This window comes from Streptococcus sp. ELY_90 (assembly GCF_058314475.1).
This window is the reverse complement of sequence record NZ_JBZFUJ010000006.1, coordinates 47,678-61,573: the sequence shown is the minus strand read 5'-3', so window position 1 is coordinate 61,573 and position 13,896 is coordinate 47,678. Positions and strand designations below refer to the sequence as shown.

General features: G+C 43.5%; 10 protein-coding genes. 6 read left to right on the top strand and 4 right to left on the bottom strand.

Translation table 11 applies throughout. From position 1 onward, the window contains the following. Positions 1 to 85: 85 nt before the first annotated feature. Positions 86 to 664, bottom strand: coding sequence for a DNA-3-methyladenine glycosylase (locus AC4HAF_RS05140; RefSeq protein WP_491096926.1), 579 nt, complete (start codon positions 662 to 664; stop codon positions 86 to 88). 134 nt (positions 665 to 798) lie between these two features. Between AC4HAF_RS05140 and AC4HAF_RS05135 the strand changes: the two genes are divergently transcribed. The 3 genes from AC4HAF_RS05135 (at position 799) to ilvD (ending at position 7,011) form a co-directional block, all read left to right on the top strand. Then, entirely contained in the window at positions 799 to 2,175 is a 1,377-nt protein-coding gene (locus AC4HAF_RS05135; protein WP_491096925.1) for an NAD-dependent succinate-semialdehyde dehydrogenase, read from the top strand. 192 nt (positions 2,176 to 2,367) lie between these two features. Continuing rightward, on the top strand, positions 2,368 to 5,148 hold the full coding sequence (locus AC4HAF_RS05130) for a cation-translocating P-type ATPase (protein WP_491096981.1): 2,781 nt from the start codon (positions 2,368 to 2,370) through the stop codon (positions 5,146 to 5,148). Positions 5,149 to 5,295: 147 nt separating this feature from the next. Then, positions 5,296 to 7,011, top strand: coding sequence for a dihydroxy-acid dehydratase (gene ilvD / locus AC4HAF_RS05125; protein ID WP_491091903.1), 1,716 nt, complete (start codon positions 5,296 to 5,298; stop codon positions 7,009 to 7,011). Positions 7,012 to 7,138: 127 nt separating this feature from the next. Here the strand turns inward: ilvD and AC4HAF_RS05120 are convergent, their stop codons facing one another. Further along, on the bottom strand, positions 7,139 to 7,480 hold the full coding sequence (locus AC4HAF_RS05120) for a metal-sulfur cluster assembly factor (RefSeq protein WP_491096924.1): 342 nt from the start codon (positions 7,478 to 7,480) through the stop codon (positions 7,139 to 7,141). A 166-nt stretch (positions 7,481 to 7,646) separates the two neighbouring features. On the opposite strand from AC4HAF_RS05120, the gene AC4HAF_RS05115 reads away from it, so the two are divergent. Then, positions 7,647 to 8,588, top strand: a complete 942-nt coding sequence (locus AC4HAF_RS05115; protein WP_491096923.1) for a TDT family transporter — start codon at positions 7,647 to 7,649, stop codon at positions 8,586 to 8,588. Between the two features lie 272 nt (positions 8,589 to 8,860). Further along, positions 8,861 to 9,637 (top strand): Cof-type HAD-IIB family hydrolase, encoded by a 777-nt coding sequence (locus tag AC4HAF_RS05110; RefSeq protein WP_491096922.1) that lies wholly within the window; start codon positions 8,861 to 8,863, stop codon positions 9,635 to 9,637. Between the two features lie 145 nt (positions 9,638 to 9,782). On the opposite strand, the gene AC4HAF_RS05105 is transcribed toward AC4HAF_RS05110, so the two are convergent. Beyond that, positions 9,783 to 12,170 (bottom strand): YhgE/Pip family protein, encoded by a 2,388-nt coding sequence (locus AC4HAF_RS05105; protein WP_491096921.1) that lies wholly within the window; start codon positions 12,168 to 12,170, stop codon positions 9,783 to 9,785. Between the two features lie 129 nt (positions 12,171 to 12,299). Here AC4HAF_RS05105 and AC4HAF_RS05100 point away from each other — a divergent pair, with 129 nt between their 5' ends. Next, positions 12,300 to 12,857: a TetR/AcrR family transcriptional regulator gene (locus tag AC4HAF_RS05100; RefSeq protein ID WP_491091907.1), complete on the top strand. Its 558-nt coding sequence runs from the start codon at positions 12,300 to 12,302 to the stop codon at positions 12,855 to 12,857. 179 nt (positions 12,858 to 13,036) lie between these two features. Here AC4HAF_RS05100 and rpsD read toward each other — a convergent pair whose 3' ends face one another. After that, entirely contained in the window at positions 13,037 to 13,648 is a 612-nt protein-coding gene (gene rpsD / locus AC4HAF_RS05095; protein ID WP_491091908.1) for a 30S ribosomal protein S4, read from the bottom strand. Between the last annotated feature and the right edge of the window lie 248 nt (positions 13,649 to 13,896).

Sequence of the window (13,896 nt, the reverse complement as noted above, 5' to 3'; positions counted from 1 at the left end):
ACGGGTGGTTTATTTGTTTTACAGCTACGTGCACAAACAGAAGCAAAAATTACATCAATAAAAAAGCTGCCTGATGAGGCAGCTGTCAGTCTAACCAAGTCTCTTCATCCGGTAAGAGGCTTTTTTTAGAAATTTTAGAGACGTGCCGGTTGCCGGCTACATAAAAACAAAGCGGCTCTGTGCGCCAGCTGTCGCTGCAGGTCACACCGATGCGGGGCCTTACGGCAATACGGTGCGGTAATTTGTCCTTTAGCAGCTGCAGGTGAGAAGCCTCTAAAAAATCTCCATTGAAACGCTTATCAATCCCTGCCAACTTTGTTAATTTCCCGGGACCGTTGGCCAAAAGTTCACCGTCAGGAAGTTCCAGAGCCCGGATAAGAACTGCTTCTGCAACATCCTGTTCCTTAGTCACCAAGTTGAGCATCTGATGGCCGTAAATCTGATAAACATACCAGTGCCCTGCCGGCAGATACATGGCTTCATTTTTCGGCGTTCGCCGCCCCTTAGCACTGTGGCAGGCACTGTCCTTGCTGCCCAAATAAGCTTCTGTTTCTACAATTCTGCCCAGCAGCTGACCATTTAAACACAGCTGCATGCCCAGCAAGGCTTTGGCTGTGCCGATGGTGTCTGTTTCCATTAACTGCTTAAATTCATTTGTTAGCATAGCTTTATTATAACATGTCAAGGCTTAAGTAAGATTTGTTTTGCAAGGGACAGCAAAAAAACACGCGCAATTCTTGAAATCGGTTTCAAAAGTGCTATAATGAATTTAATTAAATAAAAATTGGAGGAACAACTATGGCCTATAAGACAACCTACCCGTATACGAATGAGGTTTTACAAGAATTTGCAAACAACAGTGATGCAGATTTGGAAAAGGCATTGGCAACAGCACACGCTCTTTATAAAAAATGGCGTGCTGAAGGCGGTCTGGAAGAACGCAAAGCTCAACTGCATAAAGTAGCTGACCTTCTTCGCAGGGACCGTGACAAATATGCTGAAGCGATGACCAAAGACATGGGTAAACTTTTTACAGAAGCTCAAGGGGAAGTTGATTTATGTGCAGAAATTGCCGACTACTTTGCTGATAAAGCTGAAGAATTCCTGCAGCCTAAGTCATTTGAACCTATCCACGGAGATGCCTATTATATCAAACAGGCAGTCGGCGTGCTCTTTATGGTAGAACCTTGGAATTTCCCATTCTATCAAGTAATGCGTGTGTTCGCTCCTAACTTTATGATCGGCAATCCGACCGTCCTAAAACATGCGTCTATCTGCCCGGGTTCTGCCCAAGCATTTGAAGACTTGGTTAGGGAAGCAGGCGCTCCTGAGGGCTCTTTCAAGAACCTCTTCCTCACTTATGACCAAGTAAACAATGCTATTGCAGACCCTCGGGTTCAAGGTGTTGCCTTGACCGGTTCTGAACGCGGCGGTGCTTCAATCGCTGCCGAAGCAGGAGCAAATCTGAAAAAATCTGCACTTGAACTTGGCGGTAACGATGCCTTCCTTATCTTAGAAGACGCTGATTTTGATCTCTTGAAGAATACTGTCTTCTTTGCCCGTCTCTACAATGCCGGTCAGGTATGTACATCATCGAAACGCTTTATCGTTGTTGGCGATGACAACTATAAGAAATTCGTTGATATCGTTGTTGAAGCCTTTAAGACAGCTAAATGGGGCGACCCAATGGATCCTGAAACAACACTTGCACCGCTGTCATCTGCTGAAGCCAAAGAAGATGTTCTTGGCCAAATTAAATTGGCGGTAGATAATGGAGCGCATGTAGTTTATGGCAATGAACCGATTGACCATCCGGGAAACTTTATCATGCCTACTGTCTTGACTGATATTACTAAAGACAACCCAATCTACAACCAAGAAATCTTTGGCCCTGTGGCATCTATCTACAAAGTGGATACCGAAGAAGAAGCTATCGCTATCGCTAATGATTCCAGTTATGGACTGGGCGGTACTGTCTTCTCCAAAGATCTTGAGCACGCCAAAGAAGTTGCTGCTAAAGTTGAAACAGGTATGTCCTTCATCAATTCCGGCTGGACATCTCATCCGGAAGTTCCGTTTGGCGGTATCAAAAACTCAGGCTACGGCCGCGAACTCAGCAATCTTGGATTTGATGCTTTCGTCAACGAACACCTTGTGTTCACGCCTCATCAATAAAGTCAGCTGACGTTTTCTGAACTCCTAAATGCGCTTGCATTTAGGAGTTTTTTTATTTGCCTGTATTTTCCAGAAAAGTTAAACTTTTTTTGCACCACTTTCTGAAAATAGGCGTATAATCATCTTATAAAGTAAAAGGCTTACATTAGATGGGAAGTGTTTTTCGTGATTAGAAAAGGCAATCAGCAAAACATTAACAGACAGCCTAATTTATACCAATACGATATACAGACTGTCTTTGAACAGGCAAAGACTAGTCCTCAGGGACTCTCTTTTGATGAAGCTGCCAAAAGGCAGGAAATATACGGCCCTAACCAACTGGAAAAAATCAAAGGAGAACCCTTAATCATCAAATTTGCCAAAAACTTTTTGTCTTTGATGGCAATTTTGCTCTGGATTGGCGGAGCGGTCGCCTTCTTCTTTGCAGGAACACCTGAGCTGGGAATAGCTATCTGGCTGGTCAACATTATCAACGGATGCTTTTCTTTCTTCCAAGAATACAAGGCCGGCAAGGCAACAGAAGCACTTGAGCACATGCTGCCTGTCTATGCCCGCGTTACGCGGCAAAATCAAGAAGAAAAAATTCTTGCCCAAGAGCTGGTGCCGGGTGATTTGATGATGATTGAAGAAGGCGACAGTATTTCTGCCGATGCCCGTATTATTTCTGCTACAGATGATTTTCAGGTTAATCAGTCTGCTCTTACCGGCGAGTCTAATCCCGTTAATAAAAATAACCGTGCTATTTTTGAGAAAGATCCCGATCTTCTCAGTTTGGACAATCTTGTCTTTGCCGGCACATCTGTCAGCAAGGGCAATGCTAAAGTTCTAATCACCAATATCGGTATGGCAACAGAATTCGGACAGATTGCCCATTTAACACAAGGCGTCAGCAATGTCACCAGTCCTTTGCAAAAAGAACTCAACCGTCTGACCAAGCAGATTTCCTTGATCGCTGTATCGGTCGGTATCTTCTTTTTGCTCACGTCCGTTTTACTCATTAAAGAACCCTTGGCACAGGCCTTTGTCTTTGCATTGGGCATGATTGTGGCCTTTATTCCTGAGGGTCTTTTGCCAACCGTGACACTGTCACTTGCCATGGCTGTTCAAAAGATGGCTAAGAAAAATGCGCTGGTCAAAACGCTGGCTTCTGTAGAGACTTTGGGAGAAACTTCCGTTATCTGCTCTGATAAAACCGGAACACTGACCCAAAATGAAATGACGGTCAATCATATTTGGACGCCGCAGCAAGAATATGAGGTGACCGGCTTGGGTTATGCTCCCAAAGGTACTATTGAGGCTAATCAAAAAGCTGTCCAAGTCAGTGACAATCCCAGTCTAAACTGGCTTATCAGAGGAGCTGCTCTTTGCGGCAATGCTTCCATTGAACCGCCTCACGGGGATCAAACACGCTACACTGTCCTTGGCGATCCGACCGAAGCCTGCCTAAACGTCCTTGCTCAAAAAGCTGGAATTGACCTAACCGACAATGAAAAGACAGCTCCAAGGCTCCATGAGCTGACCTTTGATTCTGACCGTAAGCGCATGACAACCGTTCACCAGCTTGAAACAGCGCTGGCCGGTAACCATCTGATTAGTTTTACCAAGGGTGCGCCTAAAGAAATCGCAGAGCTGTCCAGCAGAATTTACGACCAAAATCAGATTAGGCCCTTGACTGATAAGGAAAGAGCTGACATTTTAAATGCCAATGACCAATATGCCAAAGACGGGCTGCGCGTTTTGGCTCTGGCCTGCCGCCAGCTTGATCAAACAGCTGACCTGCCGAAGGATTTCGCGGATTATACCCCTGAAATCATTGAACAAGACCTCATCTTCATGGGACTCCTTGTCATGCAGGATCCCCCGCGTATGGAAGTTGCCAAGGCTATTGAAAAATGCCATAAAGCCAATATCAGAATTATCATGATCACCGGCGACTATGGTTTGACAGCTCTCAGCATCGCAAAGAAAATCGGCATTGTTCAAGGAAACAACCCCCGATTGGTCACAGGTCAGGAATTAGGAGAGCTCTCTGACAGTGACCTTCAGACGATTCTTAAAGACGAAGTGGTCTTTGCCCGTATCGCTCCTGAACAAAAATACCGCATCGTGACCAATCTGCAGGAACTAGGCCATGTTGTTGCCGTAACCGGCGATGGTGTCAACGATGCTCCCGCCCTGAAAAAAGCTGATATTGGCGTTGCCATGGGAATTACCGGAACAGATGTTGCCAAATCCTCAGCTGACATGATTTTAACCGATGATAACTTTGCCTCCATCGTTAATGCTATCGAAGAAGGACGGACAGTCTATCAAAATATTAAAAAGTTTCTAACCTACATCTTCAACTCCAATACCTCTGAAGCAGTGCCCTCAGCCACCTTTCTGTTCTCCCGCGGGTTCATTCCTCTGCCATTAACCGTTATGCAGATTCTCGCTATTGACCTTGGCAGTGACATGCTGCCCGCCTTAGGTCTGGGTATTGAAAATGCTGAAAAAGATATTATGGAAAGACCGCCCAGACGCAAATCGGATCCGCTCCTCACTAAAAAGCTGCTGGTTAAAGCCTTTGTCTGGTACGGTCTGCTGGAAGCTGTTCTTGCCATGGGAGCTTTCTTTTTCACCTATCTGATTCACGGTCAGGGATTTGCTTTTAGCGGCCCCTACTATGCAGAAGCCACAACCATGACGCTGGGAGCTATCATATTCTGCCAAATCGGCATGGTGCAAAACTGCCGGACAACTAAGCAGTCTGTCTTTGATCTTAAACTCTTTTCAAATTCTTATATCAATCTGGGAATGCTGGCTGAAATCCTGCTCTTTATCCTTTTGAGCTACCTGCCTCTTTTTAACCATATTTTTAATACAGCCCCTTTAGAAGCAGTGAACTGGCTTTACCTGATTTGCTGCCCGCTTCCTATTCTTGCTTTGGAAGAAATTCGCAAGGTCTGGCTCAGAAAGCATTCGCACACATGAGCTTTAAATTGATACAGAATTTTTCAGAAAATAATAGAATTTTGCAACAATTATACTGATTACAAGCAAGATTTGTGCTATAATGTTTTATAAAGTTATAGCATTCTGCTTCAGATAACTATATATGAGATGAAAGGAAGCGGTCAAATGACTGACAAAGAAACTCTTAAACATTTAAGAAATCGCAGTTCTGTCTACGATTCAATGGTTAAATCACCTAACCGTGCTATGCTCAGAGCAACAGGCATGCAGGATGACGATTTTGAAAAGCCTATCGTTGGCGTTATTTCCACTTGGGCCGAAAATACACCCTGTAATATTCACCTGCACGACTTTGGCAAACTGGCAAAAGTCGGGGTTAAAGATTCGGGAGCCTGGCCCGTTCAATTCGGAACCATTACAGTTTCAGACGGTATTGCTATGGGAACCCAAGGAATGCGCTTCTCGCTGACATCACGCGATATTATCGCTGATTCGATCGAAGCGGCTATGGGCGGACACAATGTCGATGCCTTTGTCGCTATCGGCGGCTGTGATAAAAACATGCCAGGTTCCATGATTGCCATTGCCAATATGGATATTCCGGCTATCTTTGCCTACGGCGGTACTATTGCTCCCGGTAATTTAGACGGTAAAGATATTGACCTTGTCTCTGTCTTTGAAGGGGTCGGCCACTGGAACCACGGTGACATGACCGAAGAAGAAGTTAAAGCTCTCGAATGCAATGCTTGTCCCGGCCCTGGCGGCTGCGGCGGTATGTACACAGCCAACACCATGGCAACAGCCATTGAAGTTTTGGGAATGAGCCTTCCGGGCTCTGCTTCGCATCCTGCCGAATCTCCTGAGAAAAAAGCAGATATTGAAGAAGCCGGCCGTGCTGTTGTGAAGATGCTGGAGATGGGCATTAAGCCATCAGATATCCTGACACGCGAAGCTTTTGAAGATGCCATTACGGTAACCATGGCTCTGGGCGGATCCACCAACTCAACCCTCCACTTGTTAGCGATTGCCCATGCAGCTAATGTTGAGCTGACACTTGATGATTTCAATGTCATTCAGGAAAAAGTTCCTCATTTGGCTGACCTGAAACCTTCCGGCAAATATGTCTTCCAAGATCTTTATAATGTCGGCGGCGTACCGGCAGTGATGAAATACCTCTTGGCAAATGGCTTCCTCCACGGCGACCGCCTCACTTGTACCGGTAAAACCGTCGCTGAAAACTTAGCCGAATTTGACGATTTGACACCGGGACAAAAAGTCATCATGCCGCTGGAAAATCCAAAACGTGCTGACGGCCCGCTGATTATCCTTCACGGCAATCTCGCTCCGGAAGGTGCTGTTGCTAAAGTTTCAGGTGTTAAAGTCCGCCGTCACGTCGGACCGGCTAAGGTCTTTGATTCAGAAGAAGCTGCCATTGAAGCAGTACTGACAGATGAGATTGTTGACGGCGATGTCGTTGTCGTACGTTACGTTGGACCAAAAGGCGGACCAGGTATGCCGGAAATGCTTTCTCTTTCTTCTATGATTGTCGGTAAAGGTCAAGGAGACAAGGTTGCCCTGCTCACTGACGGCCGTTTTTCAGGCGGTACTTACGGTCTGGTTGTCGGACATATAGCCCCTGAAGCTCAGGACGGCGGACCAATTGCCTACCTTCGTACCGGTGATACAGTTATTGTGGATCAAGATACCAAAGAAATCACCATGGACGTCTCAGAAGAAGAGCTGGAACGCCGCAAGGCTGAAACCGAAATTCCGCCGCTTTATTCCCGCGGAGTTCTAGGCAAATACGCTCATATCGTTTCCTCCGCTTCCAAAGGTGCTGTAACAGACTTCTGGAAACCCGAAGAAACCGGTAAAAAATAGCCTTTCAAAATCTATAATTCAACAAATATCTGTTGAAATACAAAAAATTCATCGTCTGAAAACGATGAATTTTTTTATAATCTTCACTTAAACCATTTTAAGAAGAACTCTTTTAAAAAAGCTGTTCTTATTTGGGGCTGATACCCAGTGCGATTCTGCCAAAACGGCTAATCCGAGTCATCTTCCAAGCCGGAGACCAAACGACTTCCACACCAACTTTATTAATTCCATCAATTTCTGACAGAGAATCAATGATTTCTGCCGGCAGCGTGTCTACGCAGCCGCAATTAATTTCAGTAAAGGTAATAACCAGTTTGCAAAAACCTTCTTCATCAAGATTGATTTCATAAATCAGACCCAGGTTATAAATATCCAGCTCAATCTCCGGGTCATATATTTTTTCAAGCTTTTCAATCAGCTGATCGCTGATGGCTGCAGCGCGCTTATTGATTTTGATGTCATCTCTCATCTATGTTCTCCTTCACAAAGTGATTTGGCTATATTTTCCCATAAATAGCCCCTTTTTTCAATGTTTAATGAACGATTTTTTCCATTTAAGAAAATTTTCTCTCTAAAAACAGGCTTTTTTATGTTAAAATAAGAAAAATTATAAAAGAAGCGAGAGTGTAAAGGATATGAAAGCGTTGAAAAATCCACCCCTTGTGATGTCAGGTCTGAGTCTTGGCTTGTTTGCTCTTGGCAATCTGCTGGAGCTTTACCATCCGGCTTTACGTTACATGCTGGGGATAGCTGCCGTCTTTATTTATCTGCTTTTAATCATTGGGATTTTGAGAAATCTCTCTCAGGCAAGAGAGCAGCTGCAGCAGCCCTTGGTTGCTTCCGTCTTTCCGACCTTTTTTATGTCAGGCATGCTGCTTGCAGGTTATATTCAAATTTTTTCCGGACTGGGTTCTTGGATTACTGCCGCCAGCCGGCTTGTCTGGTGGCTGGCCCTCTTGGGAAATGCCGGCTTAATCATTTATTTTACTTTTACATTTGTCCTGCATTTCAGCTGGGACTACGTCTTTCCTTCATGGTCAGTTCTTTATGTCGGCATTGCGGTAGCTGCTCTGACAGCTCCTATCAGCGGACAGTATTTGCTGGGGCAAATGATCTTTTGGATTTGCTTGATTTTGACTCTGCTGGTCCTGCCTTTTATGACGATTAAAGCCTACCGCATCGGGCTTCCTGAGAGTGCCAAACCTAATATTTCTACATTTTGTGCTCCTTTATCGCTCCTGCTTGCGGGCTATTTGAAAACTTTCCCAGACGGACAACATCCAAATATCAAGATTGTCTGGTTTTTACTCTTAGCCTCACAGCTCCTTTATTTCTTTGTTGTTGTCCAATTACCTGTTCTTTTAAAACGAGATTTCAACCCGGGATTTTCCGCTTTTACCTTTCCCTTTGTCATATCCATCACTTCACTGCGTGCGACCGGTCTTTATCTGAATGTGCAGCATCCTTTGTTTCAACTCTTGGTTAAACTCGAGGAGATACTGGCTGTTTTGCTGGTTCTCTTCGTCTTTATTCACTATCTAAAGTTCTTGTTTCACAGCAAGGCTACTGACAGCTAAAAATAAATTTCCCTGTCAATCCAGTAGGATCAGGCAGGTTTTTTCTGCTTGACAGGTATCAGCTGCAGCGGTCAGTCTTGTTTACAATTGTGTCAACCTGCCATGTATAAAAAAGCACACTCTCTTCAGCCTGATACTCGATATTAATAGATCAAGTGAGCTCTTCTAATTTAGCCTTACAAGTTTACTTTTTTACAAATTTGTCAACCTGTCAGCAGATACCTATCTTTTATAGGCTTTTCTATATGCAGGTTTTATGGTAAACTATTACCATGAATTATAAAGGTTTAGTATTTTTTGATCTTGACGGGACGCTTTTGAACAAGCAGTCACAAGTTTCATCTGAGAATCAGCTGGCTCTTAAGGAGCTGACTGCAAACGGCTATCTTCCTATTATTGCTACCGGACGTTCGATAAAGGAGCTTAACGGGGTGCTTGAACAGTCAGGCATCACATCTGTTATTATGATGAACGGTATGTCTATCTATATTGAAGGAAGAGAAGTCTTTTCACAAAACATTGACAGCGAAATTACTGATAAATTGCTGGATTTGGCTCGCAGTTTTGAAGAGGAAATCGCCTATTACACGCCCTTTGACATCCGCCTGTCAGGCAATTCCCAAGGCTTGAAAGAACATTTTACTTATTTTAATGAGGAACTGCCGCCAGTTAATGAACATTTTTATCTTGACAACTCTGTCAACATGCTGTTAGTCGGCAGTCTTGATAAGAGCCATGATGCCCTATATCAAAAAGCCATCCCTCAGCTCCATTTTTTCAGAAACAGCCCTTATTCTATTGACGTTACCAAGGCGGGATTTGACAAAGGAACAGGTGTCAATATCGTCAAGGATATTCTCAATCTGCAGCATGTTCCAACTTATGCTTTCGGAGATGGTAAAAATGATATTCCTTTGCTTTTGGCTGCTGATTATTCAATTGCAATGGAGAATGCCGTTGAGGAAGTTCGCGAGATAGCAGACTTTATAACTCACCATCACGATCAAGACGGAATTAAGCATGCCTTGGCACACTACCATTTAATTTAACAGTAAAAAAGATTGGAAGTCAGGTTTTCCAATCTTTTTCGTTTTTTGATTCAGTCAATTAAATTGGAAGTCAGGTTTTCCAATCTTTTTCGTTTTTTGATTCAGTCAATTAAAAGGGTAAGCTGTCAAACTCTGTTTATCCTTTTCAGGCCGCTCTTCTTTGCAAAACAACTTTTCGTTTTCCGACTATCAGCCCCAGAACAGCAAAGATGACGAAAAATACGCCTAAAGCCAAGACCTGACTGCCGATTGTACCAGCCATTGAAATTGTTTCTCGCAGGCCAGATACAGAGTAGCTCATTGGCAAATAAGGATTGACGTTTTGGAAGAACTTATCTGTTACATCAAGAGGATAAGTTCCGGCGCTGGATCCTAACTGCAGCAAGAGTAAAATTAAGGACGCAAAGGCACCGAATTTATCATGCCAGGTTACTAAGGCTGTTACCAGCGTCATGAAAGTGATACTTGTAAGAATAGTCAAGCCCAGAGTCCTAAGCTCAAAATTGGACGTCAAACCTATCATACGGACTCCAGCATAAAGGATGACGGCTCCTGCTACAGCAATTAAACCATTAACGGCAAGTTTTTGCTCAAGCCATTCTTTAAGAGTTTTTGCCTTTTTACCTGAAAGAGCCTCCCTAAAGATCGTATTGGTTGATAGGGCCATAACCATCAAGGCTGCTGACATCATGTAAGGAGCCATCCCTACACCGTTATTCTTTACGTGATCCTTATCCTGATGCTTGATAGAAACAGGATTTGCTAAAGTGCTGGCGTTAGTATCAGCAACCGATACAATTGACAGTTTATTCTTTGCATGTGATAAAGCTTTAGAAAGCTGGCTGCTTCCGCTTGACAGTTCTGTCAAGTTCTTTGTCAAGGTGTTGCTTCCCTCTGACAATTTACCGGCTCCTGTAGAAATTTGGCTGGCACCGCTAGCCAGCTGGCTGGCTCCAGCAGTTAATTGACTGCTGCTTGCAGCCAATGTATTAGCACCGTTATTAAGCGTGCCGACTGCACTGGTATAAGCATTTAACCCCTTTGTCAATGCAGCAGTTCCTGCTGACAGACCGTTCCCAAGCTGACCTGCGCCGTTAGCTAACGAGCTGCTGGCCGGGATAATCTGTGTATTTAAAGCCGTATTGATCTGTGTCAATCCACGTGACAAAGTTGTTAAGCTTGCAGATGCACTCGGCAGCACCAGATTTGCTGTTTGTTTTAATTGAGTTAAAGCTGCGCTGGGATTGCTGTCAGTATTTGCTGCAGTCTGTCCGTTTGGCAGTGAATTTTGAATACTTTGAACACTGGTTAAAATGGCCTTTGCCTGAGAAACGGTTGCCGCATCAGGACCTGTTGCTGTCGCTGCCGTTGAATTACCTGTATTGGCTAAAGCAGCAGCAATTTCAGACTGATCTGATGCAGACAGCTTTTGGTAAGCGCTGGTCGCCTGCACAGCAGTTAAAGGATTCTGCTGCTGACTGCCTGCTGGCGTCTGCTGAGTCGTACCGGCCGAATTGACAATATTCTGTGCTGCTGTCGTTATAGCTGACAGATAGCTGCTGATATTGACATTGCTGGGCGCTGCTGCAGGAGCCGCACTGAAATTTTGGATAGCTGTATTGAGGCCATTTAAAGAGCCGATCAGCTGAGTAATTTGCTGACTTTGCTGGGCTGAGAGGTTTGTCTTGGCTGAGAGAGCAGCCAGTCCCTGATTGAGCTGACTGGCAGCATTGGCCAATTGCTGAATCTGGCCTGAACCATTGCTTAATTGAGACACTCCCCCCAGAAGTTCCTGTGACTTACTGTTAAGCTGACTTGTCCCGGCAGCTAACTGCCCCACTCCTCCTGTATAGGTCTGTAAACCTGAATACAAGCTGTTAGCCCCTTGATTAAATGTTTGGCTGGAATTAGCCAAGGTTGCCAGATTGCTGCCAATCAACTGACTTCCTTTTTCCAGCTGGCTGGATCCTCCTGCTATCTTTTGACTGGCGGTACTGGCCTCACCAAGACCAGTTTTTAAAGTTGACATATTTTTAAAAAGAGATTTTGTATAGGTTCCTGTAATGTTTTTTGAGACAGATGCTTTTAAAGTTTTAGCAGCCGTCTCGCTCATTTTAGAAGCAACAAAGCTGTGCCCTTTAGACGTCTGATAGGAAATGGTGATTTGTCTGGGGTCATCTGTCAAAACACTGGCTGCCTTTTGGGACAGATCGTGCGGCAGAGTAATAATCATATAATAATCACCTTCTTTTAGTCCCTTTTGGGCCTTCTCGCTGCTGACAAAATGATAATCCAGATTCTTATTTCGCGCCATGGTGTCAACCATATCTTCACCAATGGTCATTTCTTTATTGTTGTAAGATGCCGGCTTATCTTCATTAACTACAGCAACCGGTAAGTCTGACACATGGCCGTAAGGATCCCACATTGAACGCAAAAAAATAATATTATATAAAGCAGGAACAAGGGCTATCCCCACCATTGTAATCCAAAGCATAGGCTTTTTTAAGACTGCTTTTAATTCCGCTAACATTTTCTCTCCTTTTTATACATTATGTCTAAATATTTGATATAATAGATTATACTCATAAATAAGCATTTTACAAGATAAAAATCAGAATTTTAGACAGTGTGTATAATTCTGTTCAAAAGGAGTTTGACCATGACAAAATCTCTAAAAAAAGAAAAAACAAAGCAAGCCTTGGAAACAGCTATGGCTCATTTATTAGAAAAAGAGAGTTTTAACGATATTACAACAACTGAGTTAGCCAAAGCAGCCCATATCAGCCGCAGCGGCTTTTACACGCATTATAAAGACAAATATGAAATGATTGACATCTATCAGCAGACACTCTTCAGCAAATTGGAGTATATTTTTGACAAAAATTCAGCCAACCAGGAAGGAGCTATTTTAGAAGTCTTTGAATTTCTCAATCGAGAACCGCTGTTTGCAGCCTTGCTGTCTGAGAATGGCACCAAAGAAATTCAGGAATTCCTGAAAAACAAATTTCGGCTGTTAATCACTCAAGATTTGCAAGTCGGTCTTTCCATCACCATTCAAAATAATTTTCAAAACAAAAACTTGACGGATGTTGAAAGAGAATACGGAACAATCTATATTATCAATGCCCTCTTTGGCGTCTGCCAAATGTGGATTGCCCGCGGTAAGGTTGAAAGCCCTGAACAGATGACAGATTTTATTATTAAAATGATGCATTAACGTATGTTAATTCTTCTTAAAAGCAAAAAAACGGTTCGATTTGAATCGCTTTTTTTATCGTGAAGCCGTACCTGCCTTTTTATTATAAGCTGACTGATCTACCTTTAATTAATTAAAAAGAACCATTATAAAAGGCTGAAACGATTAGTTCCAGCCTTTTGATAAGCAATAATCCTATATTAGAGCATCTTGTTGTAGTATTCAACGACAAGGGCTTCATTGATTTCCGGATTGATTTCATCACGTTCGGGAAGACGTGTCAGTGAACCTTCCAATTTATCAGCATCAAAAGAAACAAATGCCGGACGTCCGACAACAGCTTCAACTGCTTCCAGGATAGCTGGAACCTTGGCTGATTTTTCACGAACTGAAATGACCTGACCCACTTCAACGCGATAGCTAGGAATATCAACGCGTTTGCCATCAACAAGAATGTGTCCGTGGTTGACAAACTGACGTGCTTGACGGCGCGTCGTTGCAAGACCTAAGCGGTAAACGACATTGTCAAGACGGCGTTCAAGAAGAATCATAAAGTTAAAACCAAGTGTTCCTTCTTTGACTTTAGTCGCTTGAACGAATAAGTTACGGAATTGTTTTTCACCAAGGCCGTATGAGAAGCGCAGTTTTTGTTTTTCAGCCAACTGCAAACCGTACTCAGACAGTTTTGAGCGATTGTTTGGACCATGCTGACCCGGTACGTAGTTACGGCGTGCCAGTTCTTTACCTGTACCTGTAAGTGACAAACCGAGACGGCGGGATTGTTTCCATGATGGACCTGTATAACGTGACATTTGATGTCCTCCTATAAAATAAATATTTTGTAGGAAATAACGTTTTAAGCAAACCTAATTCGTGCAGATGCCCTTCGCCTAAACAGCAAAGGTTACTGATAAAAGTTAGTAGATCATTTGTACCGAAAAACAAAGCACGAAGGCAACATTAAATAAAAGTTTAGCCTAAGAAGCAATGTATGCAGTGCAAACAGCCACCGGGGACACCTGTTGACGAGCTTTATTTTGCTCTGCTGCTATTTCACACA

What these genes read in the sequence shown, in the direction of transcription:
- AC4HAF_RS05110 (WP_491096922.1), top strand. Translation starts at nt 8,861, where the DNA reads ATGAATTATAAAGGTTTAGTATTTTTTGATCTTGACGGGACGCTTTTG.
- AC4HAF_RS05120 (WP_491096924.1), bottom strand. Translation starts at nt 7,480, where the DNA reads ATGAGAGATGACATCAAAATCAATAAGCGCGCTGCAGCCATCAGCGAT.
- AC4HAF_RS05105 (WP_491096921.1), bottom strand. Translation starts at nt 12,170, where the DNA reads ATGTTAGCGGAATTAAAAGCAGTCTTAAAAAAGCCTATGCTTTGGATT.
- rpsD (WP_491091908.1), bottom strand. Translation starts at nt 13,648, where the DNA reads ATGTCACGTTATACAGGTCCATCATGGAAACAATCCCGCCGTCTCGGT.
- AC4HAF_RS05115 (WP_491096923.1), top strand. Translation starts at nt 7,647, where the DNA reads ATGAAAGCGTTGAAAAATCCACCCCTTGTGATGTCAGGTCTGAGTCTT.
- AC4HAF_RS05140 (WP_491096926.1), bottom strand. Translation starts at nt 664, where the DNA reads ATGCTAACAAATGAATTTAAGCAGTTAATGGAAACAGACACCATCGGC.
- AC4HAF_RS05100 (WP_491091907.1), top strand. Translation starts at nt 12,300, where the DNA reads ATGACAAAATCTCTAAAAAAAGAAAAAACAAAGCAAGCCTTGGAAACA.
- AC4HAF_RS05135 (WP_491096925.1), top strand. Translation starts at nt 799, where the DNA reads ATGGCCTATAAGACAACCTACCCGTATACGAATGAGGTTTTACAAGAA.
- ilvD (WP_491091903.1), top strand. Translation starts at nt 5,296, where the DNA reads ATGACTGACAAAGAAACTCTTAAACATTTAAGAAATCGCAGTTCTGTC.